The organism is Streptomyces sp. S465, from assembly GCF_026898115.1.
In the GTDB taxonomy this organism is placed as follows: Bacteria; Actinomycetota; Actinomycetes; order Streptomycetales; family Streptomycetaceae; genus Streptomyces; species Streptomyces luomodiensis.
Genome location: NZ_CP114036.1, coordinates 7,691,648 through 7,717,850, shown reverse-complemented (window position 1 = coordinate 7,717,850; position 26,203 = coordinate 7,691,648). Strand labels below are relative to the sequence as shown.

23 protein-coding genes and 5 tRNA genes are annotated in these 26,203 nt (G+C 73.2%); 12 read left to right on the top strand and 16 right to left on the bottom strand.

The features are described from left to right. The first annotated feature begins 104 nt into the window (after positions 1-104). From N6H00_RS32735 to N6H00_RS32715, 5 genes are all read left to right on the top strand, one after another. Positions 105-177, top strand: a tRNA-Gly gene (locus tag N6H00_RS32735). Between the two features lie 28 nt (positions 178-205). Then, a tRNA-Cys gene (locus tag N6H00_RS32730) sits at positions 206-276 on the top strand. 1 nt (position 277) lies between these two features. Continuing rightward, positions 278-349 (top strand) — tRNA-Val (locus N6H00_RS32725). Between the two features lie 23 nt (positions 350-372). After that, a tRNA-Val gene (locus N6H00_RS32720) sits at positions 373-444 on the top strand. 11 nt (positions 445-455) lie between these two features. Next, a tRNA-Val gene (locus tag N6H00_RS32715) sits at positions 456-527 on the top strand. 50 nt (positions 528-577) lie between these two features. Here N6H00_RS32715 and N6H00_RS32710 read toward each other — a convergent pair. Together N6H00_RS32710 and N6H00_RS32705 are read right to left on the bottom strand one after the other, a co-directional pair. Next, positions 578-865 (bottom strand): TFIIB-type zinc ribbon-containing protein, encoded by a 288-nt coding sequence (locus tag N6H00_RS32710; RefSeq protein WP_268975440.1) that lies wholly within the window; start codon positions 863-865, stop codon positions 578-580. Between the two features lie 64 nt (positions 866-929). Further along, positions 930-1,880, bottom strand: coding sequence for a phosphotransferase (locus N6H00_RS32705; protein ID WP_268975439.1), 951 nt, complete (start codon positions 1,878-1,880; stop codon positions 930-932). 190 nt (positions 1,881-2,070) lie between these two features. On the opposite strand from N6H00_RS32705, the gene N6H00_RS32700 reads away from it, so the two are divergent. Together N6H00_RS32700 and N6H00_RS32695 are read left to right on the top strand one after the other, a co-directional pair. After that, positions 2,071-2,982: a cyclase family protein gene (locus N6H00_RS32700; protein ID WP_268975438.1), complete on the top strand. Its 912-nt coding sequence runs from the start codon at positions 2,071-2,073 to the stop codon at positions 2,980-2,982. A gap of 172 nt (positions 2,983-3,154) precedes the next feature. Then, a complete protein-coding gene (locus N6H00_RS32695; RefSeq protein ID WP_268975437.1) occupies positions 3,155-3,745 on the top strand; it encodes a TetR family transcriptional regulator in 591 nt (196 codons plus the stop codon). A 254-nt stretch (positions 3,746-3,999) separates the two neighbouring features. Here the strand turns inward: N6H00_RS32695 and N6H00_RS32690 are convergent, their stop codons facing one another. After that, positions 4,000-4,218: a hypothetical protein gene (locus tag N6H00_RS32690; protein ID WP_268975436.1), complete on the bottom strand. Its 219-nt coding sequence runs from the start codon at positions 4,216-4,218 to the stop codon at positions 4,000-4,002. A 297-nt stretch (positions 4,219-4,515) separates the two neighbouring features. Further along, positions 4,516-4,752 carry a hypothetical protein gene (locus N6H00_RS32685; RefSeq protein WP_030826850.1) on the bottom strand — a complete coding sequence of 79 codons (237 nt, stop codon included), beginning with the start codon at positions 4,750-4,752 and terminating at the stop codon, positions 4,516-4,518. A gap of 310 nt (positions 4,753-5,062) precedes the next feature. On the opposite strand from N6H00_RS32685, the gene N6H00_RS32680 reads away from it, so the two are divergent. Further along, the gene (locus N6H00_RS32680) at positions 5,063-6,415 is read left to right on the top strand and encodes a serine/threonine-protein kinase (protein ID WP_268975435.1); all 1,353 of its coding nucleotides are present in this window, start codon (positions 5,063-5,065) and stop codon (positions 6,413-6,415) included. A 216-nt stretch (positions 6,416-6,631) separates the two neighbouring features. Here N6H00_RS32680 and N6H00_RS32675 read toward each other — a convergent pair whose 3' ends face one another. The 9 genes from N6H00_RS32675 to N6H00_RS32635 all read right to left on the bottom strand — a co-directional run bounded on the left by N6H00_RS32675 (position 6,632) and on the right by N6H00_RS32635 (position 20,357). Next, on the bottom strand, positions 6,632-7,450 hold the full coding sequence (locus tag N6H00_RS32675; RefSeq protein ID WP_268975434.1) for a TrmH family RNA methyltransferase: 819 nt from the start codon (positions 7,448-7,450) through the stop codon (positions 6,632-6,634). Positions 7,451-7,522: 72 nt separating this feature from the next. Next, on the bottom strand, positions 7,523-8,743 hold the full coding sequence (cobA, locus tag N6H00_RS32670; RefSeq protein ID WP_268975433.1) for a uroporphyrinogen-III C-methyltransferase: 1,221 nt from the start codon (positions 8,741-8,743) through the stop codon (positions 7,523-7,525). Positions 8,744-8,849: 106 nt separating this feature from the next. Continuing rightward, positions 8,850-13,748: a nicotinate-nucleotide--dimethylbenzimidazole phosphoribosyltransferase gene (gene cobT / locus N6H00_RS32665; protein WP_268975432.1), complete on the bottom strand. Its 4,899-nt coding sequence runs from the start codon at positions 13,746-13,748 to the stop codon at positions 8,850-8,852. A 280-nt stretch (positions 13,749-14,028) separates the two neighbouring features. Beyond that, entirely contained in the window at positions 14,029-15,282 is a 1,254-nt protein-coding gene (gene cbiE, locus N6H00_RS32660; RefSeq protein ID WP_268975431.1) for a precorrin-6y C5,15-methyltransferase (decarboxylating) subunit CbiE, read from the bottom strand. A gap of 345 nt (positions 15,283-15,627) precedes the next feature. Beyond that, positions 15,628-16,275, bottom strand: a complete 648-nt coding sequence (locus N6H00_RS32655; RefSeq protein WP_268975430.1) for a GNAT family N-acetyltransferase — start codon at positions 16,273-16,275, stop codon at positions 15,628-15,630. 260 nt (positions 16,276-16,535) lie between these two features. Beyond that, a complete protein-coding gene (locus tag N6H00_RS32650) occupies positions 16,536-17,357 on the bottom strand; it encodes a MetQ/NlpA family ABC transporter substrate-binding protein (protein ID WP_268975429.1) in 822 nt (273 codons plus the stop codon). An 87-nt stretch (positions 17,358-17,444) separates the two neighbouring features. Beyond that, positions 17,445-18,245, bottom strand: coding sequence for a methionine ABC transporter permease (locus tag N6H00_RS32645; protein ID WP_268975428.1), 801 nt, complete (start codon positions 18,243-18,245; stop codon positions 17,445-17,447). Further along, entirely contained in the window at positions 18,242-19,297 is a 1,056-nt protein-coding gene (locus tag N6H00_RS32640) for a methionine ABC transporter ATP-binding protein (RefSeq protein WP_268975427.1), read from the bottom strand. The genes N6H00_RS32645 and N6H00_RS32640 overlap by 4 nt, the downstream gene beginning before the upstream one ends. A gap of 403 nt (positions 19,298-19,700) precedes the next feature. Beyond that, a complete protein-coding gene (locus N6H00_RS32635; protein WP_268975426.1) occupies positions 19,701-20,357 on the bottom strand; it encodes an HAD-IA family hydrolase in 657 nt (218 codons plus the stop codon). A 148-nt stretch (positions 20,358-20,505) separates the two neighbouring features. On the opposite strand from N6H00_RS32635, the gene N6H00_RS32630 reads away from it, so the two are divergent. Both N6H00_RS32630 and N6H00_RS32625 read left to right on the top strand, forming a co-directional pair. Next, positions 20,506-20,874, top strand: a complete 369-nt coding sequence (locus tag N6H00_RS32630) for a hypothetical protein (RefSeq protein ID WP_268975425.1) — start codon at positions 20,506-20,508, stop codon at positions 20,872-20,874. Further along, entirely contained in the window at positions 20,867-21,286 is a 420-nt protein-coding gene (locus N6H00_RS32625; protein ID WP_268975424.1) for a hypothetical protein, read from the top strand. Before N6H00_RS32630 ends, N6H00_RS32625 begins: the two co-directional genes overlap by 8 nt. Before the next feature lie 133 nt (positions 21,287-21,419). Here the strand turns inward: N6H00_RS32625 and N6H00_RS32620 are convergent, their stop codons facing one another. From N6H00_RS32620 to N6H00_RS32610, 3 genes are all read right to left on the bottom strand, one after another. Further along, positions 21,420-21,923, bottom strand: coding sequence for a GNAT family N-acetyltransferase (locus N6H00_RS32620; protein WP_268975423.1), 504 nt, complete (start codon positions 21,921-21,923; stop codon positions 21,420-21,422). Between the two features lie 120 nt (positions 21,924-22,043). Next, positions 22,044-22,565, bottom strand: a complete 522-nt coding sequence (locus N6H00_RS32615) for a sigma-70 family RNA polymerase sigma factor (protein WP_268975422.1) — start codon at positions 22,563-22,565, stop codon at positions 22,044-22,046. A 128-nt stretch (positions 22,566-22,693) separates the two neighbouring features. Continuing rightward, positions 22,694-23,851, bottom strand: a complete 1,158-nt coding sequence (locus tag N6H00_RS32610) for a glycerophosphodiester phosphodiesterase (RefSeq protein ID WP_268975421.1) — start codon at positions 23,849-23,851, stop codon at positions 22,694-22,696. Positions 23,852-24,136: 285 nt separating this feature from the next. Here N6H00_RS32610 and N6H00_RS32605 point away from each other — a divergent pair, with 285 nt between their 5' ends. Both N6H00_RS32605 and N6H00_RS32600 read left to right on the top strand, forming a co-directional pair. Continuing rightward, positions 24,137-24,811: a lysophospholipid acyltransferase family protein gene (locus N6H00_RS32605; RefSeq protein WP_432280671.1), complete on the top strand. Its 675-nt coding sequence runs from the start codon at positions 24,137-24,139 to the stop codon at positions 24,809-24,811. A gap of 563 nt (positions 24,812-25,374) precedes the next feature. Beyond that, on the top strand, positions 25,375-26,178 hold the full coding sequence (locus tag N6H00_RS32600) for an alpha/beta fold hydrolase (protein ID WP_268977206.1): 804 nt from the start codon (positions 25,375-25,377) through the stop codon (positions 26,176-26,178). Positions 26,179-26,203 lie beyond the last annotated feature (25 nt).

The window sequence follows — 26,203 nt, the reverse complement described above, 5'->3', positions numbered from 1 at the left end:
GAGCAGGGCAGCACGCTGCGGAAACGGAATTTGAGCTGGCCCGGGAATCCGCTAGAGTTCAACACGTCGCCGGGACGCGGAAGCGCCCCGGGGAAACGGCACCTGCGGACGTGGCTCAGTTGGTAGAGCATCACCTTGCCAAGGTGAGGGTCGCGAGTTCGAATCTCGTCGTCCGCTCGAAGTGGGGGTTTCGATCCCCACGGCTGGTGGAGTGGCCGAGAGGCGAGGCAACGGCCTGCAAAGCCGTCTACACGGGTTCAAATCCCGTCTCCACCTCGGACGATTAGCTCAGCGGGAGAGCGCTTCCCTGACACGGAAGAGGTCACTGGTTCAATCCCAGTATCGTCCACTCGGATCCTCGTGATCCATCCCGCGCGATTAGCTCAGCGGGAGAGCGCTTCCCTGACACGGAAGAGGTCACTGGTTCAATCCCAGTATCGCGCACGCAGTCCTGCGGACGATTAGCTCAGCGGGAGAGCGCTTCCCTGACACGGAAGAGGTCACTGGTTCAATCCCAGTATCGTCCACTCGGATCGGCCGAGGGCCGGAGCGAACAGCTCCGGCCCTTCGCCGTTTCTCAGGACGAGAAGAGCATGTGCCCGAAGCCTCGGTGATGCTTGTGGTGGCCGTGGTGGCCGCCGTGGTGCGGCGCGCCCCACGCGGGTGCGGCCGGGTACGCCTGCGGGGCGGGCGGGGCCGGCGGGGCGGCGGGCGGCATCTGCTGGGTCCACTGCGCCTCAAGGCGGGTCAGCGCCTCCAGCTCCCCGTAGTCCAGGAAGATCCCCCGGCAGCCGCTGCACTGCTCTATCTGCACGCCGTTGCGGTTGTACGTGTGCATCGGCGCATGGCACTTGGGACACTGCATCGTCCGCTCAACTCCTCATGCTTCGGGCGGAGCGCGCCGGAACACCCGTCCGGTCGCGTGGACTTCACCCTACGGCCTCCATGAACCGGGCGATGCGGATGGCCGACTCCACCATCGCCTCCTCCGCCTCGTCCAACGCCCGCCCGGCGGCCGCCGCCTTGGCGAGCGCCAGCGCGGCGGTCTGGACGGTGAGGGCGCGGGCGGGCACATCCAGTCGCGGCCAGGGGTCGCGCTGCCCCGCCGCGGAACCGTCCGCGGCCCGGTACGCCCCCAGGAACCGCTCCCAGTCCTCGGGCGCGAGCAGCCCGGCCGCGTACCAGGCGGCGGGCCGCGCGAGGTCCCAGGCCGGGTCGCCGAGGCCGAGGTCGTCGATGTCGATCAGCCGCCAGTCGGTGGCGCGGTGGCGGATGAGCTGGCCGAGGTGGAGATCGCCGTGGCAGAGGCGGAGACCGCCGTGGCAGCGCCCGTCGCCCTCACCCCCGCCGTCGCCCGCTCGCCGGTCCACACCCCGCGCCCAGCCGGGCAGACCGGCCCAGGCGCGCAGTACGGCCCGGGTGGCCGCGGTGTCGGGGAGCGCCGCCGCCCGCAGCCGGGCGATGGCGCGGGCCGCCTTGGCCGGGCCGCGCATCGCCGGGAGCGGACCGGGCAGTTCGGCGACCGGCACCGCGTGCAGCCGGGCCAGCAGCTTCCCCGCCTCGACCCAGGGGGCGGCGTCGGGCTTGTCGGGCGATACGGGCTCGCCGTACGGCCAGAGGGTGACCTGCCGGCCGTCGGGCAGCGCGGCCATGCCGTCGACCGGCGGCAGCAGTATCCCCGCGCACCGCGGGTGAGCGGCCACCCCGAGCCGGACGGCCAGCTCGGCGGGGTCCGTGCCGGGCGGATGTGCCTTGGCGACGACGTGGCCGCACCGGACCACGGTGGCGTCGGGGCGGTCGGCCAGCACGGTCACCTCGGCGGTGGGGTCGCGCCGGGCCCGGCGGAGGGTGGTGACGAGATGCGCCGCGGTCTGGCTCACGGCTCCCCCCCCATTGTCATCGGCTGCCCATCGGCTGCCCCGGGATCGTAGCCGGTGCCGGGCGGGGCGCCGACGCTCCGGGGCTCCTGGTGTCGGGCGATCACCCGAGTGCGGCCCGTGGCTGCCTCCACTCGCGACGTATGGGTTACATAATTTGTCATCTGTAACCAAGGACAGTACGTTCGGCGCCATGAACACCGAACCGAACACCCAACACACGGGAAACAGCGCGTCGGAGGACCTGCCGAGCAACTGGGGCCGGTGGGGCGAGGACGACGAGCGCGGCACGCTCAACCTCATCGACGAAGAAGCCCGAGCCCGGGGCGCCGCGGAGGCCCGCACCGGGCGGACGGTGTCACTCGCGCTTCCGATCCGGCCGACGCCGCTCATCAGCGGCCCCTTCGCGCCTTCCACCCAGGACGCCTCGCCGGTCCAGCAGGTGATGGTGTACGTCGGTTCCCCGGCTCCGGCGACGGCGGACGTGATGCTGGTGACCAACCACCACCCGGGCTCGACCCACCTCGATGCGCTGGGGCACATCGTCCGGGACGGCCGGGTCTATCCGGGGCGCCCCGTGGACGAGGCCGTGACACCGGCCGGCGCCCGGCATGGCTCCACCACGGCGTACGCCGCCGGGATCGCCACCCGCGGGATCCTGCTCGACCTGGCGGCCGACGGCCCGCTGCCCAGTGGCCACGCGGTCACCTCCGGGGACTTCGAGGCAGCCGAGGAGCGTCAGGGTGTGCGGCTGGAGTCAGGGGACGCCCTGGTGGTGCGCTGCGGGTGGTCCGCGACGCCCGACCCCGACCGGCCGATGCCAGGGATGAGCCTGGACGCCGTGCGATGGATGCACCAGCGCGGCGTGTCGCTCTACGCCGGCGACATCGGCGACGCGCACCCGGCACTGGACCCCGCATGCCCCTCGCCGCTGCACCATGTCGCCCTACCGATGATGGGCCTGCCCCTGATCGACGCCGCCGAGGTGGACGGGCTCGCCGCCGTCTGCGCGAAGCTGGGCCGCTATGCTTTCCTGCTCACCGTGGCGCCACCGCGTATCCACGGACTGACCGGAGTACCCGTCAATCCGCTCGCCGTCTTCTGACGGCCCCCCTACGCCGTCCGCGGCCGATTGTCCTGACCGAGGAGGAACTGGCAGTGAGCGAGCAGTCGGTGCCGGCCTCCGCCGTCGCCGGGACCGTCGCGGGGGCTGTCGCCGGGGCCGTCGCCGGGGTGAGGGACCGCGGGGCGCGGGCCGTCCGGGACGGCGAGCGCTGATGCGTTCGGGCCCGGCACTCGACGCCGAGACCATCCTGACGGCGACCGAGGAGGTGCTACGCCGCCATGGACCGGCGAAGGCCACGGTGCTGGACGTGGCGCGGGCTCTGGGAGTCAGCCACGCCAGCGTCTACCGGCACTTCCCGTCCAAGGCGGCGCTGCGCGAAGCCGTCGCACGGCGCTGGCTGGGCCGGGCACGCGAGCCCCTCGCGGCGGTCGCGGCCGACACCCAGCAGGCCGGGCCCGAGCGGCTGCGCACCTGGCTCACCACGCTGTTCACCGCCAAGCGGCACCTGATGTCCGAAGACCCGGAGCTCTTCGCGACCTACCGGGTCCTGGTGGCCGAGCACAGCAGCGCGTTCGCCGACCACGTGGACGGCCTGGTCGAACAGCTGCGCGTGATCATCGCCGACGGCGTCGGCAGCGGTGACTTCACCTCTCCCGACCCCGCCGCGACGGCGCGGACCGTTTTCGCCGCCACCATGGCCTATCACCACCCCGCACACGCCCCCGAGTGGCAGGCCCCGGAGGCCGAGGCCACCCTGGAGGCTGTCTGCGCCCTGCTCATCAACGGCCTGCGCCCGCGCTGACCCCCGGCCCCGCCCTCCCCTTCCGCCGTTCCCGCCGGCGCCGGGCGCGAGCGCCCTGGGGCTCGTGCATGAACCGCGCGGCCATCGGCCCCGGTTGAGTGGTCCTGACAGCGGTCCGCATGGCCTCGAACGGCGCGATGCCCGGACGGCTCCCCAGCCGTCCGGGCAATCGTGCCGTCCGCCGCACCCCCGTCCCCACGGGGTTGATGGCCGGAAGTCCCCGGTCCGGGCCGCTCTCCCGGACCCGGGGCGCCTCAGCGCCCCAGCATTCCCGCCACGGACGACGCTTGTGTGACGACGGCATCCCAGCCGCCGAAGGTGATGGTCAGGAGGATGGCCATCGGCAGCACCATGGCCGCCGCGACCAGGGGATGGCGAGTGCCGGTCCGCGAGCCGCCGAACACATCGGCCGCCGCCTCCACGGACCTGCGACGAGGTGTCCGGATGACCGTGCGCCCGGCCGTGTCCGCCATCGTCCCTCCTCCGTCACATCTGGGGGCGGCGAGCGTCTGACCTCGGGGGACGAGTGCTGCGCCCGCCGCTTGACCACAACATTAGGCGCGCGCACCGGTGCCCGGCGTCATGCCTTCGTACCGATTGCCGGGCCTCCCGGAGGATGACCCCGGGAGGCACCGAGTACTCCCCTGGGTGGAGATGCGCCGCGATGTCTTGGGGTCATCCCGGAGGGGGTCGCGGAACAGATCCCTCCGGAGTCCGCGGAGGGGGTCCCTCCGAGCCCCGGAGCAGTCCCGCCAGGGCCGGGGCGGGTGCTACTCGGCCTCCCCTTCCTCGCCCCGCGGCACCGGCTGCTCCACCAGCGCCAGGACCCGGTTGGCCATGAAGCGGGCCGTCCGCACCACGGAGCCATTACGGGTGACTTCGCTCACTTCCACCACCCCGCGCCGGACCGCCGTTTCGACCCTCCGGCCCGCCCTGGTGGCCACCACTTCGTAGGTCCGCGTCGTATCGCCCGCGTCCACGACTATCTCCACACGATCACCCTTCACGGTCTCAATCCCCCTTCTGAGACGGCCTTTTGAGATCACGCACGCACGGAGCCGAGCGCGGATTGCCACGATTCCGGCCCACTTCTCCAGGATCCCAGGCACCACTGACAATCCATCGGCCGACGCATGCGCGGCCTCTCAGCGCGCGGGGCCGTCAATCCGTAAGCTGTGCACGTCAGGCGGACAGCAATGGGCAACAACAGCGGACCGACGGCAAATCAGCGGCAAACGGCAAGCAGACGAGCAGCGGATGGGGCTCCCCACCAGGGGTTAAGGGAAGGGGCCTCCCCACCGGAGGTAGGGGACGGACATGGCGATGATGCGGCTCCGGCGCGAGGACCCGCGTGTCGTCGGTTCCTTCCGGCTGCACCGGCGGCTCGGCGCGGGCGGTATGGGGGTGGTCTACCTCGGCTCCGACCGGCGCGGGCAGCGGGTGGCCCTGAAGGTGATCCGGCCGGACCTCGCCGAGGACCGGGAGTTCCGGTCCCGGTTCGCCCGCGAGGTCTCCGCCGCGCGGCGGATCCGCGGGGGCTGTACGGCCCGGCTGGTGGCCGCCGATCTGGAGGCCGACCGCCCCTGGTTCGCCACCCAGTACGTACCGGGCCCCTCCCTCCACGACAAGGTGAACGAGGAGGGCCCGCTGCCCGCCGCGCAGGTCGCGTCGATCGGGTCGGCGCTGGCGGAGGGGCTGTTGGCGGTCCATGAGGCGGGGGTCGTCCACCGCGACCTCAAGCCCTCCAACATCCTGCTCTCCCCCAAGGGCCCGCGCATCATCGACTTCGGGATCGCCTGGGCGACCGGCGCCAGCACCCTCACCCACGTCGGCACGGCGGTCGGCTCGCCCGGCTTCCTCGCGCCCGAGCAGGTGCGGGGCGCGGCGGTGACCCCGGCGACCGACGTGTTCGCGCTGGGCGCGACGCTCGCGTACGCCTGCACGGCGGACTCACCGTTCGGGCACGGGAGTTCCGAGGTGATGCTGTACCGGGTGGTGCATGAGGAGCCGCAGCTGCTGGGCGTGCCGGACGCCCTGGCGCCGCTGCTCCACGCCTGTCTGGCGAAGGACCCGGAGGACCGGCCGAGCACCCTGCAACTGTCGCTGCGGCTGAAGGAGATCGCGGCGCGCGAGGCGCATGGGCACGGGCCCGGCGCGGGGGGCTACGGCGGAGCACCGGGCCGCCCTCCGGGGCGGCGTCCCGAGGCGCACGCCGACCAGGACACGGAGCGGCGCCCCGGCGGCACGCCGACGCCGCGAAGCGGGCCGTCGTCCCCGCGGTCCGGTGCCGGTACGGGCGGGGGCTCGGGGCGTCCCGCGGGGCGGAACACCCCCGCGCGTCCGGCTCAGCGCCGGGGCCCGCGGCCGCCCGTGCGCACGGACCGCCCCGACCGGCCGGACCGTCCGGCGCGCCCCGCGCATCCCGTGCGCACCGCACCGAACGGACGCCGCCCCAGCGGGCCGGACCATCGGCTGCTGCGGCAGCGGCTGACCGTGTTCGTCGTGGTGACGCTGCTGGTGGCGCTGGGGATCGCGGCGGCGCAGGGCTGCCAGGGCCCGGCGAACGGTCTGGGCGGTGCGCCCGGACCGAAGGGGTCGGTCTCGTCGTCCGCGGCGCCGCCCTCGGTGGCGGCCGTGCCGGACAGCCGGCAGGCGCCGGACAGCCAGTAGACGCCCGACAGCCGGAGGCGCCTCAGGGTTCGGACAGCCGGCAGGCATCAGAGTCCCGGAACGGCCGAGAGGTGTCAGGGTCCGGTCGGCCGGTAGGCGTCAGGGTCCCGGCCGGTGGGCATCAGAGTCCCGGCCGACCGGTGGGCGTCAGAGTCCCGGCCGGTGGGCATCAGAGTCCCGCCCGGCCGGTGGCGTCAGGGTCCCGGCCGGTGGGCGTCAGAGTCCCGGCCGGCCCGAGGTGACCGCGTAGAAGGCGACCGCCGCCGCCGCGCCCACGTTGAGCGAGTCCACACCGTGGGCCATGGGGATGCGGACCCACTCGTCCGCGGCCATCAGCGCCTGGGCGGAGAGTCCGTCGCCCTCCGCGCCCAGCATCAGCGCGGCCCGCTCCAGGCGGTGCGGGGCCGCGTCGTCGATGGTGGTGGCCTTCTCGTCGGGGGTCAGGGCGAGGATCTTGAAACCGGCGTCCCGGACCGCCTCCAGACCGCGCGGCCAGCTCTCCAGGCGGGCGTACGGAACGGAGAAGACGGCGCCCATGGAGACCTTGACCGAGCGCCGGTAGAGGGGGTCGGCGCAGTCCGGGGAGAGGAGTACGGCGTCCATGCCCAGGGCCGCCGCGCTGCGGAAGATGGCGCCGGTGTTGGTGTGGTCGTTGACGGACTCCATGATCGCGACGCGCCGCGCGTCCCGCAGGATCGACTCCGCGTCGGGCAGCGGCTTGCGCTGCATGGAGGCGAGGGCGCCGCGGTGGACGTGGTAGCCCGTCACCCGTTCGGCCAGTTCGGGGCTGACGGCGTAGACGGGCGCAGGGACGTCCTCGATGACGTCCCGCATCACATCGACCCACTTGGACGACAGCAGCATCGAGCGCATCTCGTAACCGGCGATCCGGGCGCGCCGGATGACCTTCTCGCCCTCGGCGATGAACAGGCCCTCGGCCGGTTCCCGCTTGCGCCGCAGCTCCACATCGGTCAGACCCGTGTAGTCGCGCAGTCGCGGGTCGTCCGGATCGTCGACGGTGATGAGATCAGCCACTTAAGTGATACTGCCTTGTCCTGGATGCGGTGCCAATGAGCCCGACGCGATTATGTTACCGACGGTTACGAATCAGTCGTGGTCACGGGACGAGAGGGCGACGACGTCGCCGATCACCACGACCGCCGGGGGCCGTACGCCCTCGGCAGCGACCCTCTCCCCCACGGTGGCGAGGGTCGCGTCCACCCGGCGCTGGGCCGGGGTGGTGCCCTCCTGGACGACGGCGACGGGGGTGTCGGCGGCGCGGCCGTGCGCCACCAGGGTCGCGGCGATGGCGCCGATCTTCTCGACGGCCATGAGCAGCACCAGCGTGCCGCGCAGCCTGGCCAGCGCCGCCCAGTCCACCAGGGAGCTCGGGTCGTCCGGGGCGACATGGCCGCTGACCACCGTGAACTCATGCGCGACGCCCCGGTGGGTCACCGGGATCCCGGCCGCGCCCGGGACGCTGATGGAGCTGGAGATGCCGGGCACGACGGTGCACGGGATACCGGCCTCGGCCAGCGCCTCCGCCTCCTCCATGCCGCGCCCGAAGACGAAGGGGTCGCCGCCCTTGAGGCGCACCACCGACTTGCCCGCCTTGGCGTGCTCGATCAGCGCGTTGTTGATCGCCTCCTGGGCCATGAAGCGGCCGTAGGGGATCTTCGCCGCGTCGATCACCTCGACATGCGGCGGGAGTTCGTCGAGCAGATCGCGCGGGCCGAGCCGGTCGGCGACCACCACGTCCGCCTCGGCGAGGAGGCGGCGGCCGCGCACGGTGATCAGGTCCGGATCACCCGGCCCGCCGCCCACCAGCGCCACCCGGGGGCCGCGGGCACGATGGCGGGGCGCGGCCAGGGTGCCGTCGCGCAGCCCCTCCACCACGGCGTCCCGTACGGCGGCGGAGCGGCGCGGATCGTGTCCGGTGAGCACGGCGACGGTGACGCCCTCGCTGCGTCCGGTGGCCGGGGTCCAGGCGGAGGCGGCCTCGGCGTCGTCGCTGCGGACGCACCAGATCCGGCGCGCCTCGGCCTCGGCGGACGCGGCGGCGTTGGCCTCCGGGTCGTCCGTGGTGATCAGGACGTACCAGGCGCCCTCGAAGTCGCCCTCCTGGTACCGGCGGCGCTCCCAGCGCACCTCCCCCGCCTCGGCCATGGCCTCGACGGAGGCCGTGGCGGACGGTGAGATCAGCAGGATGTCCGCACCGGCCGCTATCAGCGCGGGCAGCCGGCGCTGGGCGACCTGGCCCGCCCCGAGGACGACGACCCGCCGCCCGGAAAGGCGCAGTCCGACGGGGTATGCGAAGTTTTCGGACATGGCGGTGCAGCTCTCCTCGTGCGAATGCGCTGCCGCTGCGGCACTGGAGCGGCTGATCGGCTCTGGGCGGGGCCCCCGCCGACACCTTACGCGGCGGGGGCGGGCATCAGTTCTTCTCCGTGACCCCTGCGGAGTCGAAGGTGGCCACCTCGTGCATCGCCCGCGCGGCGCTCTGCACCACCGGGAGGGCGAGCAGCGCGCCGGTACCCTCGCCGAGCCGCAGGTCCAGGTCGACCAGGGGGCGCAGGCCCAGCTTGTTCAGGGCCGCCACATGGCCCGGCTCGGCGCTGCGGTGGCCCGCGATGCAGGCCGCCAGCACCTCGGGCGCGATGGCCCGTGCGACCAGCGCCGCGGCGCCCGCGCTCACCCCGTCCAGGATCACCGGCGTACGCAGCGAGGCGCCGCCCAGCAGCAGGCCGGCAATCGCGGCGTGCTCCAGGCCGCCGAACGCCGCCAGAACGCCGATGGGGTCGGCCGGATCGGGCTGGTGCAGCTCGAGACCGCGCCGTACGACATCGATCTTGCGCGCGTGCATCTCGTCGTTGATGCCCGTGCCGCGCCCGGTCACCTCGGCCGGGTCGGCGCCGGTGTAGACGGAGACCAGGGCGGCCGACACGGTGGTGTTGGCGATGCCCATCTCACCGGTGAGCAGCGCCTTGTTCCCGGCGGCCACCAGGTCGCGGGCCGTCTCGATGCCCACCTCGACCGCGCGCAGCACCTCCTCGCGGGTGAGCGCGGGGCCGACGGTGAAGTCCCCGGTGCCCGCCCGCACCTTGCGCGGCAGCAGACCGGGCGTGCTGGGCAGATCGCTCGCCACCCCGACGTCCACCACGCACACCTCGGCGCCGACCTGGCCGGCGAAGGCGTTGCAGACCGCGCCACCGCCCAGGAAGTTGGCCACCATCTGGCCGGTGACCTCCTGCGGCCAGGCGGTGACGCCCTGGGCGTGCACCCCGTGGTCGCCCGCGAAGACCGCGACGGCCGCGGGCTCCGGGATCGGCGGCGGGCACTGCCGGGACAACCCGCTCAGCTGGGCGGAGATGATCTCCAGCATGCCCAGCGCACCGGACGGCTTGGTCATCCGCTTCTGCCGCTCCCACGCCTCGCCGAGCGCCTTGGCGTCCAGCGGACGGATGCCCCGCAGGGTCTCCTGGAGCAGGTTGTGCGGTTCCCCGCCGGGCAGGGTGCGGCGGCCGTACGTCTCCTCGTGGACGACCCAGGACAGCGGGCGGCGCTTGGACCACCCGGACCGCATCAGCTCCGGCTCCTCCGGGAACTCGTCGACGTATCCGACGCACAGATACGCCACGACCTCCAGATGCTCGGGCAGCCCGAGCTCACGCACCATCTCGCGCTCGTCGAAGAAGCTGACCCAGCCGACGCCGAGGCCCTCGGCGCGGGCGGCGAGCCACAGGTTCTCCACCGCGAGCGCGGAGGAGTACGGCGCCATCTGCGGCTGGGTGTGCCGACCGAGGGTGTGCCGGCCGCCCCGGGTGGGGTCGGCGGTGACGACGATGTTCACCGGGGTCTCGAGGATCGCCTCGATCTTCAGTTGCTTGAACTGCTTGGCCCGGCCCTTGGGAAGGGACTTGGCGTACGCGTCCCGCTGGCGCATGGCCAGCTCGTGCATGGCGCGCCGGGTCTCCTCCGAGCGGATGACGACGAAGTCCCACGGCTGGGAGTGCCCGACGCTGGGCGCGGTGTGCGCGGCCTCGAGAACGCGCAGCAGCACCTCGTGCGGGATGGGGTCGGACCGGAAGCCGTTACGGATGTCCCGGCGCTCGCGCATCACGCGGTGTACGGCGGCGCGCTCGGCCTCGTCGTACCCGTCGGCAGGGGGGCCGAGGGGGGTGGGGGCCGGTGCGGGGCTCTCGGTTTCCGGGGTGGGACTCTCCGGTTCCGCTTCGGCGGCAGGGGCGGGGTGGGGGGCCGCCTCGGGGTTCGGTTCCGATGCCGGGGCCGCCTCGGGGTTCGGCTCGGAGGGCTCGGCGTCGGGGGCCGGTGCGGGGTTGGCGGCCGGCGCGGACTGGGTGTCCGCCGCCGGGGCCGCCGGGGTGGGGTCCGTTTCGGGAGCGGTAGCGCCGGGGGCAGCGGCTACGGGGGTGGCGGCTTCGGGGTCGGCGGCCGCGGGCTCGGTCGCCTCGGGGCCGACGGCTGCGGGCTGCGTGGCTTCCGGGGCGCCGGCCTCGGGCTCGGCGGTCTCGGGTTCGGCGGCCTCGGGCTCGGTCTCGCCGGTCTCGGGCTCGGTCTCGCCGGTCTCGGGCTCGGTCTCGCCGGTCTCGGGCTCAGCTTCCGGAGCGACGGCCTCCGGTCCGGTGGTTCCGGCCTCGGGTTCGGCAGCTTCCGGCTGTGTGGCTTCTGGTTCGGCGACCCCGGCCTCGGGCTGGGCGGCCTCGGGCCCGGCGCTCTCGGACTGGGTGACCTCGCCCTGGGGCGTCGTGGCCTCGGACTCGGCGACTGCGGACACCGTGGCCTCCGGGGCACTGGTCTCGGCCTCAGCAGCCTCCGGCCCAGCGGCCTCCGGCTCCGTGGCCACCGGTTCGGCGGCCCCCGCCTCGGGCTCGGCGCCTTCACCCTGGGGGGCTGCGGCCTCGGGCTCTGCGTCCGAGGCGCCCGCGTCCGGGCCACCGGCCCCGGCCTCAACGGCCTCCGGTTCAGCGGCCACCGATTCAGCGGCCCCGGCCTCGGGCTGGGCGGCCTCGGGCCCGGCGCTCTCGGACTGGGTGACCTCGCTCTGAGGCGTCGTGGCCTCGGACTCGGCGACTGCGGACACCGTGGCCTCCGGGGCACTGGTCTCGGCCTCAGCAGCCTCCGGCCCAGCGGCCTCCGGCTCCGTGGCCACCGGTTCGGCGGCCCCCGCCTCGGGCTCGGCGGCTTCCGGCACCGTGGCATCGGACTGGGCGGCTTCACCCTGGGAGGCTGCGGCCTCGGGCTCTGCGTCCGAGGCGCCCGCGTCCGGGCCACCGGCCCCGGCCTCAACGGCCTCAACGGCCTCCGGCTCAGCCGCCACCGATTCAGCGGACTCGACCTCGGGCCCGACGGCTGCGGGCCCGGCGCTCTCGGACTGGGTGACCTCGCCCTGAGGTGCCGTGGCCTCCGGCTCAGCGGCCTCCGATGCACCCGCGTCCGGACCACCGGCCTCGGCCTCAACGGCCTCCGGGGCACTGGTCTCGGCCTCAGCAGCCTCCGGCTCGGCGGCCCCGGCTTCCGGCTCGGCGGACCCGGCCTCGGGCTGGGTGGCCTCGTCCTGGGGGGCCGTGGTCTCGGGTGCGGTGGGCTGAGCCTCTGCCTCGGGGGCTTCGTTCTCGGCGGATCCGGCGGCGGGAGTGGCCGCCGCTTCGGTCTCGGGGGCCTCGGCCGCGGCTTCGGGGGCCGCCTCCTCGGTGGCGGTCGGCTCGGACTCCGGCTGCTGCGCCTCGGCGGGGGCCTCCTCCGGCGTCGCGGGCTCGGCCTCCGGCTCGGCGGGCGCCGCCTGCTGGGGCGTCTCGTCGGCCACTATCGAGTGGCCCGGGTCCACGGCGGTCGGCTCCGCCGATTCTGCGGGCTGCTCCGGAAGTTGCTGAGCGGCCTCCGCGACGGCGGCCTCCGCGACGGGGGCTTGGGGCTCCTCGGTGGCGGCCTGCTCCTGCGGCGCCGGTTCCGCGACCGGCTCATGGGACACCTGTGCCGGGATCTCCGGTGCGGCCTCCGCGACCGGGGCAGCGACGGGCTCGGCCTGGGCCTGGGCCGGGATGTCGACGACCTGCTCCGCGGCCGGGACGGCCTGCGGGGCGGGCTCCATGACGGGCGCCCCGGCCTGGGCCGGGATGGTCGCGCCCGCCTGGTGCGGGTCCGCGACGGCGGGGTCCACGTACCCCTGGTCCATCACCTGGTCCATCGCGGTCGGCTGCGCCTCCGGCGCCACCGCCTCGGGCTGGGCGAACTGCTGGGGAGCGGGCTCCGCTTCGGGCGTCTCCACGGCCTGGGGCTCCCCGGCCGGACCGACCGTTTCTGCGGGCGCGGGCGCGGGCTCGGCCTGCTGTACCGGCGGCGTGGAGTCCCAGGCGTCCCCCGGCTGCGGGGCATCGACCAGGTGCGGGAGGTCCGCGAGCTGGGGACCGGGCAGTCTGCTCGGGTCGTCGGGCTGCGGGGTGAAGTACTGCGGCCCGGCCGCGTACTGGGGCGCGGTGGAGTAGTCGACCGTCAGAGGCTGCTCGGGCAGGACGGGCTGCTCGGGTCCGGCGAATGGGTCGGCGGCGACAAACTGCTGCTGTTGCTCGGCCCCCGCGAACTGCTCGGGCCCGGCGTACTGCTCCGCTCCGGCGAACTGCTCAGCCCCGGCGAACTGCTCGGGCCCGGCGTACTGCTCCGCTCCGGCGTACTGCTCGGGCCCGGCGTACTGCTGCTCGGCCATCCCCGGTTGCTCAGGCGCCGGGGCGCCGTGCCGGGGCCCCGCCCCGTACTCGGGCTCGGGCTGCGGCGCGGCCTGGGGCTCCGGCTGGCGTACGGGCGCGGCGTGCCGACCCGCCGCCGGGCCCCGGTCGGCCAGCGAACGCACCACGCCGCTGGTGGAGGTGTCGGGCACCGGCGGGCCCAAGTGGAGCGGCCGCCGGGCGGGGGCGGCGGGCGCCGCGTACGCGGCCGGGGCGGGGGCCGGCTGCGGTGCGGGCTGTTCCACCACGGGCTGTGGTTCGGGCATCTGGGCATCGGCGTACGGGGCGGCGCCCGGGTCGGGCACCCCCGGGTTGAGCACTCCCGGCTCGTACGCCCCGGTCTGGTACTGGGCCTGCTGCTCGCTCCAGGCGCCCTGGGCGCCCGGCATCAGCAGCAGATCGTCCTCCTCGCCGCCGTGTTCGGGACCGTCGAGGAAGGTGTAGGCGGCACCGGGAGGGACACCGGGCTGCGGCTGCTCGATGTAACCGGCGTCGGCAGGCGGGGCGTGGACATCCGCCGGGTGCGGGTGTCCGAGTCGTCCGCCTGCGTTCTCCGGCAGTCCCTCGCCCGGGACCTGGCCGGTGTCGGTCATGCGTACCCCTCGCCCATCGCTAGTGCTCCTTCCAACCGCCTACCGCCGAGAGCAAGCCCCCTGAGCAAGAACGAGCATGCGCCGTGCGCGGCACGTAGACACGCCCGAGCCTTGCCTACCGCGACCCCGCCAAGGGAGGGGCACATTCCGGCCTTTGGCCCATAAAGCGCCGAACGCCGGGCAGCGGTACTGGCAGTACAACGATCCGCCAGCCTACCCCGCGCGATGCCCCGAGCAGGTCACCGGGGCGAAGCTCAGGGCGAACGTCACAAGGACAAAATCACTGGTGCGGGCGGTGGCCGCAGAGCATGAAGGCGACCGCGCGCTCCCGTTCGGTCCAGCCCCGGGTGTCCAACTCGACGGACTGCGACAGCACGCATTCGACGGCGTAGCCACCGTCCTCCAGCGCCGCGCCGATGGCCTCCGCCTCGTCGCGGGTCGCGGCGTGGGTGACGATGCGCTCGGGGCGGCGCGCGGCGCACGCGGCCACCACGGACGCGCCCCCGCCGCCGATCCGCACCACGTCCGGCTCCGGCAGGTCCTCCAGCACCTCGGGGGCGACACCCTGGACGACCTGGAGCTGTACGGCGAAGCGGCGGGCGAGGGTGGCGGTGCGCTCGCAGGCGTCCGGGTCGCGGTCGACGGCGATGACGGCGGCGCCGAACCCGGCGGTCTCGACGGCGGCCGCGCCGCTGCCCGCGCCGATGTCCCAGACCAGGTCGCCCAGGCGGGGGCCGAGCCGGGCGAGTTGGAGGGCGCGCAGCTGCGGGGACTCGCTCTCGCCCAGCACGGTCGCGTACGCGGGTCCGGGCAGCGCCCAGCCGCGGACGGCGCCCGGGTAGCCGGGGTCGTGTCCGGCGATCCAGCCGCCGCCCGACAGCGCGCCGCGGGCGGCACCGGCCGACGGGCCGCCGGGGGCGGGGGTGGCGCCGGAGCCGCCGATGACGATGACGACGTTGGGGTCGCGCCAGGCGTGGTCGGCGGCCTTGTCGGAGGTGAGGACGGTGACCCGCTCGCGTTCGGTGCCCAGGGCCTCGCAGATGACGAAGGTGCGGTGGACCGGGCCGAGGAGCAGTGCGAGTTCGGCGGGGCCGGCGCCGGGCGAGGTGAGCACGGCGACCTTGGTGTGGGCGCGGCAGACGTTGACGGCGCGGCGCAGATCGCGGCTGTGGGCGACGACCACCTGGGCGTCGTCCCAGGGCATCCCGGCCCGTGCGAAGGCGGCGGCGACGGAGGAGACGGCGGGGACGACCTCGACCTCGAGTCCGTGCTCGGGGGCGCGCAGGGCGCGGACGACGCCGAAGAAGCCGGGGTCGCCGTCGGCCAGGACCACGGCGGAGCCACGGTGCTGGGCGATCCTGCGGGCCGCGAGGTCGACGCTGCCGAGCCGGATCCGTTCGGCGCCGGGCGGGACTTCGGGCAGCGCCAGGTGGTGGGCGGCGCCGGCCACGAGGGTGGCCGCGCCGAGGGCGGAGCGGGCCGCGTCCGTGAGCGGGGTGCCGTCCCAACCGATCACCGTGACGCGGTCGGCCATCGTCCTTGTTCTCCCCTGTGCGTGGTGGGTTGTGCGTGGTGGGTCGGGTCTGTCGGGTGCGGGCGTCGCGGGGGGGTGCTCGTGAGGGGTCACGGGCGGGTCGCGGCCGGTGCGCCACCGATGCGCGGGTCGCGGTCCTGGGTGCGGGCCGAGTCGCGGGCGCTCAGCGCGGAGAGAGAGTACCCCGGCTGGTCCGGACCTCCGGAGCGGGGGCGGGCACGGGGTGGTGCGCCGAGGGAGCGGAGGGCGCGAACGCACCGGATCCAGGGTCCTTCTGACGTATCTCCGTCAGCCGCGGAGATCCGTCGGAGGCCCTGGCCCCGGCGGAGTGCGGGCGAGGGGGCGTCAGGCCCAGTCGGAGTAGCTGGGGTAGACGCCGAAGCCCTCGGGCCCGGAGTTCCGGTCGGGGGCGCCGTCGAGGTCCTCGGCGAGGAGGCTCCAGACAATGAGGTCGGTGCGCATATCGGTCCAGCCGCCGTCCTCCGTCTGGGTGCGGGCTATCCAGGCGTTGCGCAGCACGCCCTCGCTGATACAGCCGATCTTCTGGGCGACCTGCTGGGAGGCGGTGTTGCCGGCGGCGGTGCGCAGCTCCAGCCGCTCGAACTTCTGGTCCTGGAACAGCCAGCGGGCCACGGCCAGCACCGATTCCGAGGCATAGCCCTCACCGCGCGCCCAGGGGGCGGTGATGTAGTGGGCCTCGGTGGCCAGCAGCCGCCAGTCGGTGTTGTGCAGATGCACCAGTCCGACCAGCCGCTGGGTGAGGAACTCGGCGACCGCGAAGACGATGCCGCGGCCGGTGGTGCGTTCCGCCGGAGCGAGCCGCAGTGCCTGGTCTCTGGCGTCGCCGAGGCTGTACGGGTAGGGCGCTCTGGTCCACGCGATGACGAGTTCGTCGTTCATCATGTCCGCGAGCGCGGGTACGTCCGCTTCCTCGAACGGGCGCAGCACCAGCCGTTCCGTGCTGATGGAGATGTCCGGGAAAGTGGATGTCATGCGCCGCTCCGTAACCGGAAGTCGTTTCGGGATCGTGGAGAGGCCCAGCATGCAGCATCGCGCAGATGAAATGCAGCACGGGGGGTGAATCGGAAGGCTCCGCATCCGGCTGGGGTGCGGATGCGGAGCCTCGGGAATCCGCCGGCGGCTGGAACGTTGGCGTAATCGTTGCGGTGATCACGGCATTGTCGAGGTGATCACGGCCGTGGGGTGCGCGTACGCCGGGGATCGGTGTGCCGGGGAGCGGAAAGACCCGGGGATCAGAAAGACGCCAGTACGGAGCCCTGGTACTTGTCCTTGATGAACTTCTTGACCTCGGGGGAGGTGAGGAGCTTGGCGAGCTTCTTGACGCGCGGGTCGTCCTCGTTGCCCTTCTTCACGGCCAGGAAGTTGGCGTAGGGGTTGTTCTTGGCCGATTCCAGGAGGATGGCGTCCTTGGCGGGCTTGAGGTCCGCCTCGATGGCGTAGTTGCCGTTGATGACCGCGGCGTCCACGTCGTCGAGCGAGCGCGGCAGCTGGGCGGCCTCCAGTTCCTTGAACTTCAGGCCCTTGGGGTTCTCGGCGATGTCCTTGGGGGTGGCCTCGTTGCCGACGCCGCTCTTGAGCTTGATGACGCCGCCCGTGTCCAGCAGCTTCAGCGCGCGGGCCTCGTTGACCGTGTCGCTCGGGACGGCCACGGTGGCGCCCTTCCCCAGCTCGTCGACCTTCTTCACCTTGTGCGAGTAGAGGCCGAGCGGCTCGAGGTGCACGGTGACGACGGGCACGATGTCGGTGCCCTTCTTCTTGTTGAAGTCGTCGAGGAAGGGCTGGTTCTGGAAGTAGTTGGCGTCGACCGAGCCGTCCTGGGTGGAGAGGTTCGGCGTGTTGTAGTCGGTGAACTCTCTGACGTCGAGCTTGAGGCCCTCCTTGTCGGCCAGGTGGTCCTTGACGTAGTTGAGTATCTCCGCGTGCGGGACCGGGCTCGCGGCGACGACCAGGGCGCCGTTCTTGTCGCCCGAGGAGCCGGCGCCGCAGGCGGTGAGGCCGAGGGCGAGCGCGCCGGCGGCGAGGACGGTGGTGACGGTCTTGGTGGTGTTACGCACGAAAAGTGCCTTTCTTCTGGGGCGCACGGATCCGCCGCGGGTGCCGAAGCGGGATACGGACGGGAGGTTGGGGGGACGGGAGGGGGCTCAGGGGACCTTGGTCGGCTCCACGGGTGTGGCCTCGGCGGGCCCGGCCTCTCGCGCCGCCGGGACCGCGGCGGGCTTTCCGGGCCGCTCCTCGGTCGTCGCCCGGCCGCGCAGCAGCACCAGCCGCGGGACGACCGAGGAGCGGCCGCGGTGCGACAGGGCGCGGGCGGCGAGGTCGCCCGCGAACTGGATGACGGAGATGACCACGGCGAGGATGGCGACGGTGATCCACATCAGGTCGGTCTCGAACCGCTGGTAGCCGTAGCGGACCGCCAGGTCGCCCAGGCCGCCGGCGCCGACCGTGCCGGCCATCGCGGAGTAGCCGATGAGCGCGACGATCGTGGTGGTGGCGCTGGAGATCAGCGCGGGCAGCGACTCGGGCAGCAGCACCTTGCGGACGACGGTCCAGGTGGAGCCGCCCATCGACTGCACGGCCTCCACCAGCCCGCCGTCCACCTCGCGCACCGAGGTCTCCACGAGCCGGGCGTAGAAGGGGATGGCGCCGATGGCCAGGGGCACGATCGCGGCCTCGGGGCCGATGGTGGTGCCCACGATCAGGCGGGTGAAGGAGATCAGGGCGACCATCAGGATGATGAACGGCATCGAGCGCGCGATGTTGACGATCTGCCCGACGACCTTGTTCACCACGACGTTCTGGAGCACTCCGCCCCGGTCGGTGAGGACCAGCAGCACGCCCAGCGGCAGTCCGCCGACGACGGCGATCAGCGCCGACCAGCCGACCATGTAGAGGGTGTCCCAACACGCCTGTTCCAGCAGGGGCTCCATCTCGGACCAGGTCACTTGGCGCCCTCCTTGAGCAGCGGGGTCGGGTTCGCGCGCGGGCCGTCGGCGACCCCCGCCACATCGACCTGGAGGCCCTGCTCGCGCAGGAAGCCGATCGGGACGACGTTCTCCTCGAACCGGCCGGGCAGCTCGATCCGCATCCGGCCGACCTGGTGGCCGCCGACGGTCTCCATCGCGGCGCCCAGGATCGAGATGTCGATGTTGTACGTACGGGACAGCTGGGAGATGACCGGCTTGGTGGCCGCCTCGCCCTGGAAGGTGAGGTCCACGACCGTGCGGTCCTCGCCCGAGGGCACCCCGCCGACCGGGAAGAGCGCCTGGGCCAGCTCGGAGCCGGGCGTGGCCAGCAGCTCGGTGACCTTGCCGGACTCCACCACCCGCCCGTCGCGCATCAGCGCGGCCGAGTCGCAGATGGTCTTGACGACGTCCATCTCGTGCGTGATGAGCAGCACGGTCAGGCCCAGCTGCTCATTGAGGTCGCGCAGCAGCTGGAGGATCGAGCGGGTGGTCTCGGGGTCGAGCGCGGAGGTCGCCTCGTCCGACAGCAGCACCTTGGGGTCGCCGGCCAGTGCGCGGGCGATGCCGACGCGCTGCTTCTGGCCGCCGGACAGCTGTGCCGGGTACGCCTTCGCCTTGTCGCCCAGACCCACCAGGTCCAGCAGTTCCAGGGCCTTGCGGGTGCGCTCCTTGCCGGAGACGCCGAGGATCTCCAGGGGCAGCTCGACGTTGTCCCGTACGGTGCGCGAGGAGAGCAGGTTGAAATGCTGGAACACCATGCCGATGCGGCTGCGCGCCTGGCGCAGCGCGGAGCCCGCCCTTTGTCCCCGCCCGGCGAGCGCGGTGAGGTCCTGACCGGCCACGCTGACCGTGCCGGAGGTGGGGCGCTCCAGGAGATTGACACAGCGGATGAGGGTGGACTTCCCGGCGCCGCTCTGGCCGACGACGCCGTACACCTCACCCTCGCGGACGTGCAGATCGACGCCGTCGAGGGCGGTTACCTCGCGGCCTCGTGAGCGGTAGACCTTGGTCAGGTCCGTGGTGGTGATCACAGGGATTCCGTCACTGTTGAGTGCACGGCGGTTGGTGCCGCCGGGCACGGCTCGTTCATTGCGGAACGCGGCAGGGCGAACCCGAGGGCGCGCGGCGTGTGGGCGCGGTTCCGGGTTCCGGTGACGCGGGGCGGGTCCGGTCGGGCGCCGTCTGGCGCACGGTCCGGCTCAGCGGGTCTCGCTTCGGGGCGCGAGGCGCGGGCAGGGGCCCTCAGCTGTCACACATTCGACACCGACAACGAGCACCGGGCGCGCGGATCGCCTCGGTCGCAAGGGTGCGGCAGCTCGTCGTGGTCATGGCTGCAAGTAAAGCAGACACCGGTGCGGACCCATCAAGCATGCCCGCATAACGGACACGGCGTATCGGTCCGTGGACGGCTCGGAGGGGCACCGGGGGCAACGTTCAGAGACAGGCGGTGATCTCCACTGTCCCGTCTTCCCCGTCGATCACCTGTGCGGACACGGCCGACAGGTCCTCGACCACGATGTCGGCGGCCAGCTCGCTCCGGTCGGTCGTTGTGGCCAAGGCCACGGTCCGCATCCCGGCCGCGCGGCCCGCCGCGAGCCCGGCCGGGGCGTCCTCGAAGACCACACAGCGCGCCGGGTCGACTCCCAGCCGCTCGGCGGCCAGCAGGAAGGGCTCGGGGTCGGGCTTGCCGCGGGTGATGTCATCGGCGCTGATCAGCGTCTGCGGATGGATTCCCACCTCGACCAGACGGGCCTCGGCCAGCTTGCGGTTGGCCGAGGTCACCACGGCCCAGCGCCCGGCGGGCAGCCCCGCCAGCAGCTCGGCGGTGCCGGGGAGCAGCTTCACCCCGCCCGGTACGTCCGCCAGCTCCAGCTCGTCGATGCGCGCCCGCGCCCAGGGGCGGCGGTCGGCGGGGAGCAGGTCGGCGATGATGTCGTCGGCCGGGCGGCCGTGCAGCTCGACCCGGGCGAAGTCCTCCGCGGCGATCCCGCACTCCTCGGCCCAGCGGGTCCAGCAGCGCAGGACCGAGTCCAGGGACGAGACGAGGGTTCCGTCGTTGTCGAACAACAGTGCGTCAGCGGAGATCTTCATGGGCCGCAGCGTACGTGGGAGTGGGGAACGCTCCGGGGCGCGGGGCCGGGCGCAGCGCGGCCGGCCGGGCCGATTACCCTCGTCCCATGCCTGTCACTCCCTGTGTGCGCCGCCGTCGGGTGCGCCGCCGCACCGCGCGGAGGTCCCGTTGATCGACGCGCTGACGGTCGCGCTCGGTGTGACCGCGCTCCTCCTCGCCGCCTGGTGCGGTTTCGCCGCCTACCGGGACCAGCCGACCAAGGACTGGCACTTCATCGGCATGGCCGTGGTGGCCGTGCTGGCGATCGTGCAGCTGATCATAGGAGTGGTGCGGCTGGCGGGCGGTGACGACCCCCAGCAGGGTGTGGCGATCTTTGTGGCGTATCTCATCGGCTCGGCGCTCGCGGTGCCGATCGCGGCGTTCATGTCGCTCGCGGAGCGGACCCGCTGGGGGTCGGCGACGGTCTCCGCGGCGGCCGTGGTGCTGGCCGTGCTCGAGGTGCGGCTGTACGACATCTGGGGAGGCGTCGGTGGCTGAGGACACCGGAACGGTTGAGCGGCGCACCGGACTGGGCCAGGGCCCCGGGCGGCTGCTGGTGATGCTCTACGGGGTGTTCACCGTGGCCGCCGCGTCCCGCTCGGTCTACCAGCTGATCGCCCAGTACCACGAGGCCCCGCTCGCCTACATCCTCTCGGCGGTCTCCGCCGTGGTGTACGCGTTCATCACGGTCTCGCTGGTGCGCGGCGGCGAGGGCGCGCGCAAGGCGGCGTTCGTGTGCTGTGCGGCGGAGCTGCTGGGGGTGCTGACCGTGGGCACCTGGACCCTCGCCGACCCCTCGGCCTTCCCCGACCAGACGGTGTGGTCCGACTACGGGATGGGCTATCTGTTCATCCCCGTCTTCCTGCCGGTCACGGGTTTGCTGTGGCTGCGACGGGCCCGGCGGGGCTAACCGGACGCGGCGTCGCGGGGGCCGGTCCGCGCCGCCACGAGCCTGCCGGGGTGCCGCCCCGGTCCCTGGTCCTCGATCGCCGGCCGGGACGGGCTCCCGGCCCGGCCGGCGATCGACCGTGTCAGGCCGCCGCCTAAGCGCTCGCGGCGTACGCGCTGGCCGCGGCGTCCTTCTCCAGGGTGATCAGGCTCAGCCGGCGGTTGACCTCCTCGGTGCCCACCTGGGCGTAGCCGTAACGGCGGTACAGCCGCAGATTGCCCTCGCTGCGGTGGCCGGTGAACAGCCGGTACCGCTTGGCGGCCCGCTCCCCGGCCAGCCGCTCCTCGATCGCGGCGAGCAGCCGCCCGCCCAGGCCGTGCCGCTGCATGCGCGGGTGGACGATCAGCTTGCCGATGGCGGCGGTCCCCTTGTCGTCGACGGCCCCGCGGACCGAGCCGACGACCTCCGCGCCGAGCCGGGCGACGAGCACGCAGCCCTCGCTCAGTTCGGCGCGCAGGTCGTCGAGCGACTCCGTCAGCGGTTCGATGGAGTAGTCGCCGTAGAGCTCCGCCTCGCCCTGGTAGCACAGATACTGCAGCTTCAGGATCTGCTCGGCGTCGTCCGCGGTCGCCGCGGAGATGGTCACGCTCATGCCCATGTGCGCATGCCTCCCCTTTTCTCGGTTCCGCCGGTCGCCTTGAGGGTAGGAGTGCGACCGGGGTTCATGGCCTGGGTGGAGGCGCCGCCGATCGGCGTCCGCCTCCGAGGCGCCGGTTGTCTATCGCTCCTTTCCCCACGGTTCAGGAGCCGCAACCTCCGCCGTGAGCATTCTGCGCAGGCAACTCAGACATCGGGAACGTACCGGGCCCAGACTCCCCTGTGACATTCCCAACTGCCCGGCGATCTCGCGGTACGTGGGATCGGAGCGGGAGAGCATCGCCGCGAGCAGCGCGGGGCAGCGGCCGGGCAGCCGCCGCACCGCCGCGCGCAGCGTCCGGCGGGTCTCCGCGGCCAGCACGGCGTGTTCGGCGGGGCGGGGCTCGGGGCCGCTGGGCGGGCCACCGCCCACCGGGTCGTACGGCACCTCGCGGCGCGCCCGGCGCCTGACCCCGCGCACCTCGGCCCGTACGGCGCAGCGCAGCCAGCGGGCGGGGTGGGGCGGCGGCCCGGTGTCGCGGGTACGCTCCAGCAGCCGTAGCCAGACGGCCTGTTCGAGTTCCGCGGGCTCGACGCCGACGCCGTGCGCCTCGGCCGCCGCCTCGGCGGCCAGCAGCGGGCCCAGCTGCTTCACAAGGTCCATGCCGGGCGGGACGAGGCCCGGTCGCGGGGTGGTTGCCGGGGGGCGGTTTCGTCACCCGACCGGGGAGGCCGCGGGGCCGCGCCTTGACGCTCGCGCGGCCCCGCGGTCACTTCTGTCGTGCGTGTGCGTTACTTGCGGAAGTCCGCCGCCGCGAGGAGCGCGGTGTCCGGGTTGTCGGAGAAGATCCCGTCAATTCCGGTCTCGAAGTATGCCTTGAACACTCCGAAGGCGTCACCGTAGGCGTTGGGGTCGCTGCCCCGGCGGAAGTCGGCCGGGAGGAAGGTGTTCTCGGCGCGCACGGTGTACGGGTGCAGGACCAGCCCCGCCGCGTGCGCGTCCTTCACCACGCTGGTCGGCGTGCCGAGCTTGCCGTCGGACGTGCGGGGGATGATGACCGACAGATCGGGGCCGATGCCCTGGGCGTAGCTCGCGATCCACTTCAGCCCCTCGGGCCCCACCAGGTCGCGGACCGTACGCGGGTCGTTCGCCTCGACGAAGTCCCAGGGCCTGCTGTCGATGGTGGACAGCAGCACGACCGCCGGGGTGTCGACCAGCTTGCGCAGCCGCTGGATGCTGCTCGGCTCGAAGGACTGGAGGAACAGCGCCGCGTCCTTCTTGTGCCGGCCGTACCGGCGCAGCAGCTTCGCCAGCGGCTCCTCGAGGCCGAGCCCGAGCTTGCGGAAGTAGGTGGGGTGCTTGGTCTCCACGTACAGCCAGACCCGGCGGCCCCGCTTGCGGCCCTCGCGGTCGGCCCACTGGAGCACCTCTTCGAAGGTGGGCACCTCCCAGCGGCCGTCATAGAGGGTGTTGTGCTGACGGGTGCCCGGAATGCGCTCCTTGGCGCGCAGCGTCTTCAGCTCGGCGAGGGTGAAGTCCTCGGTGAACCAGCCGGTGAGCTTCGTGCCGTCGACCGTCTTGGTGGTCTTGCGGTCGGCGAACTCCGGGTGCGAGGCGACGTCCGTGGTGGCCGTGATGTCGTTCTCGTGACGGCAGACCAGATGGCCGTCCTTGGTGGGGACCAGGTCCTGCTCGACGATGTCCGCGCCCATGTCCAGGGCGAGCTGGTACGAGCCGAGGGTGTGCTCGGGCCGGTAGCCGCTGGCGCCGCGGTGGCCGATGACGGTGGGCACCGGCAGCTCACGGTTCCGGCCGGGCGCACCCGAGGCGGCGCCCGCCTCCGTGCCCGCGGCCACCGCCGTGCCCGCACCGGCCAGCGCCATCGCTCCCGCGCCGAGGGCCGCGGCCCCCAGGAGGGCGCGCCGTCCGGGCTGTTGCTCCCGCTCCATGAGCACTCCTTGATGTGGTGTTCGACACGGTGTTCAACCGCTTGTTCAGCACCTGTTAAATCCGGTCAGAAGACGGGCTGATGGTAGGCGTGGGCGGCTTTCGCGTGGGAGACCTCGGGCGAAACGCGCGGGGAACGTGGGTCAACACTGCGTATCAGGTGGGTGAACCTGGTGTGCGCCGGAGCGCAACCGGCGAGTATCGTCCTCATCGGCGCAACGGTGCGGTACGAGGTTGACGGACCGCACGGCGACGCGCCCCAGAATTTGACCCCGACCGGAGGGCCCGTGTCCCGATTCGCGTTTCTGAAGGCAGTACTCGGTCCGCTGATGCGCCTGATGTTCCGCCCACGGGTCGAGGGGGCCGAGCGCATTCCGGGCTCGGGCCCGGTGATCCTCGCCGGGAACCACCTCACCTTCATCGACTCGATGATCCTGCCGCTGGTCTGTGACCGTCAGGTCTTCTTCATCGGCAAGGACGAGTACGTCACGGGCAAGGGCCTCAAGGGCCGGCTGATGGCCTGGTTCTTCACCGGCGTCGGCATGATCCCGGTGGACCGCGACGGCGGACGCGGCGGCGTCGCCGCGCTGATGACGGGGCGCCGGGTGCTGGAGGAGGGCAAGGTCTTCGGCATCTACCCCGAAGGCACCCGCTCCCCCGACGGCCGCCTCTACCGGGGCCGCACCGGCATCGCCCGGCTCGCCCTGATGACCGGCGCGCCCGTGGTGCCGTTCGCGATGATCGGCACCGACCGGATCCAGCCGGGCGGCAAGGGGCTGCCGCGGCCGGGCCGGGTGGAGGTCCGCTTCGGCGAGCCGCTGGAGTTCACCCGCTACGAGGGCATGGACCGCGACCGCTATGTGCTGCGGGCCGTGACCGACGAGGTGATGAGCGAGGTCATGCGGCTGTCCGGGCAGGAGTACGTGGACATGTACGCCACGAAGGCCAAGTCGGCCGCCTGAGGGGTTCGAGCGCACGCCATACGGCCGCGGCGGTCCGGATACCGGACCGCCGCGGCCGTATGTCCGGGCCGCCGCGTTTCCCCCTTCAGGCCCGGCCTGGCCTGGCCGGGGCGCGGCGGGCCGCCGCGATCGAGTCGCCAAGTCGCCTCAGTCATGCGATCGGGCCAAGGCGTTGAGCACCCCGGGCCACCGGATTCCCCTTCCGAACCCGGCCTGGCCGGGGCGCGGCGGGCCGCCGCGATCGAGCCACCGGGTCGCCTCGGTCATGCGGCCGGGCCACCGCGTTGAGCATCCCGGGCCACCGGGTTCCCCTTCCGAGCCTGGCCTGGCCTGGCCGGGGCGCGGCCGGCCGCCGCGATCGAGTCGCCAAGTCGCCTCGGTCATAGCCGCGGGGCCCGGCTAAGGTGCGATGGCTGGCGGCTGGCGTTCCGGTGCATTGCGGGGCACGGCGGACCGTGGCGCGCCGGTGAAGGGGCATGGTCCGGCGCACAGGCGGAAGATGGGATTCCGCTCCCTGGTGGTCACCGCCGATCCCGGCCAGTATGGTGCCCCGGGTGACCACGATGACCGTGCCCTCCCCCGACTTCGTCATCCTGCGCGGTCGGCGGTTCGCCCTGACCGATTTCGGCGGACCGGGTACCCCGGTTCTGGCCCTGCACGGCCACTTCGGCCGGGGCAGGATGTACGCGCCCCTGGCTGCCGCCCTCGCCCCCGAACGACGGGTGATAGCCCTCGATCAGCGGGGCCATGGACTGACCGGTGGCGGCGGCCCGTTCACGCTGGACGAGTACGTGGCCGACGCGGCCGCGCTGTTGCGGGAGCTGCGGCTGGGCCCGGTCCCGGTCGTCGCCCACTCCACCGGCGCGGTCGGCGCGTACGCCCTCGCCGCCCGCCATCCGGACCTGGTGAGCGCGCTTGTCGTCGAGGACATCGGCGCGGTGACGGGCCGTCCGGTGGTCAGCCATCCGGTGCTCGACGTCTCCGGCTGGCCGACCTGGGCCGTGGACCGGGAGAACCTGCGCGCCGCCATCGAGTCCCGGGGCATCCCGGACGCCTCGTACTTCCTGGACAGCGCCGAACCGGACCCCACGGGCGGCTGGCGGCTGCTGTTCGAGCCGAGCCACATGATGGCGTCCCAGCAGGCCATGTGCGGTGACTTCTGGGACGACTGGCTGGGCTCCACCTGCCCCGCGCTGCTGATGCGCGGCGAGCACAGCCCGCTGCTGCCGCCGGGCCACGCCCACGAGATGGCCACCCGTCGCCCCAACACGCGGCTGCGCGAATTCGCCGGGTGCGGTCACTGGATCCACGACGACGCGCCGCGCGGGTACGCCCGCGCGGTCCGGATGTTCCTGAGCGCGCTCTAGCCCCTCCCTGCGTCTCCCCCGTCCC

What these genes read in the sequence shown, in the direction of transcription:
- N6H00_RS32710 (WP_268975440.1), bottom strand. Translation starts at nt 865, where the DNA reads ATGCAGTGTCCCAAGTGCCATGCGCCGATGCACACGTACAACCGCAAC.
- N6H00_RS32700 (WP_268975438.1), top strand. Translation starts at nt 2,071, where the DNA reads ATGAACACCGAACCGAACACCCAACACACGGGAAACAGCGCGTCGGAG.
- N6H00_RS32695 (WP_268975437.1), top strand. Translation starts at nt 3,155, where the DNA reads ATGCGTTCGGGCCCGGCACTCGACGCCGAGACCATCCTGACGGCGACC.
- N6H00_RS32690 (WP_268975436.1), bottom strand. Translation starts at nt 4,218, where the DNA reads ATGGCGGACACGGCCGGGCGCACGGTCATCCGGACACCTCGTCGCAGG.
- N6H00_RS32680 (WP_268975435.1), top strand. Translation starts at nt 5,063, where the DNA reads ATGGCGATGATGCGGCTCCGGCGCGAGGACCCGCGTGTCGTCGGTTCC.
- cobA (WP_268975433.1), bottom strand. Translation starts at nt 8,743, where the DNA reads ATGTCCGAAAACTTCGCATACCCCGTCGGACTGCGCCTTTCCGGGCGG.
- cobT (WP_268975432.1), bottom strand. Translation starts at nt 13,748, where the DNA reads ATGACCGACACCGGCCAGGTCCCGGGCGAGGGACTGCCGGAGAACGCA.
- cbiE (WP_268975431.1), bottom strand. Translation starts at nt 15,282, where the DNA reads ATGGCCGACCGCGTCACGGTGATCGGTTGGGACGGCACCCCGCTCACG.
- N6H00_RS32655 (WP_268975430.1), bottom strand. Translation starts at nt 16,275, where the DNA reads ATGACATCCACTTTCCCGGACATCTCCATCAGCACGGAACGGCTGGTG.
- N6H00_RS32635 (WP_268975426.1), bottom strand. Translation starts at nt 20,357, where the DNA reads ATGAAGATCTCCGCTGACGCACTGTTGTTCGACAACGACGGAACCCTC.
- N6H00_RS32620 (WP_268975423.1), bottom strand. Translation starts at nt 21,923, where the DNA reads ATGGGCATGAGCGTGACCATCTCCGCGGCGACCGCGGACGACGCCGAG.
- N6H00_RS32615 (WP_268975422.1), bottom strand. Translation starts at nt 22,565, where the DNA reads ATGGACCTTGTGAAGCAGCTGGGCCCGCTGCTGGCCGCCGAGGCGGCG.
- N6H00_RS32610 (WP_268975421.1), bottom strand. Translation starts at nt 23,851, where the DNA reads ATGGAGCGGGAGCAACAGCCCGGACGGCGCGCCCTCCTGGGGGCCGCG.
- N6H00_RS32600 (WP_268977206.1), top strand. Translation starts at nt 25,375, where the DNA reads ATGACCGTGCCCTCCCCCGACTTCGTCATCCTGCGCGGTCGGCGGTTC.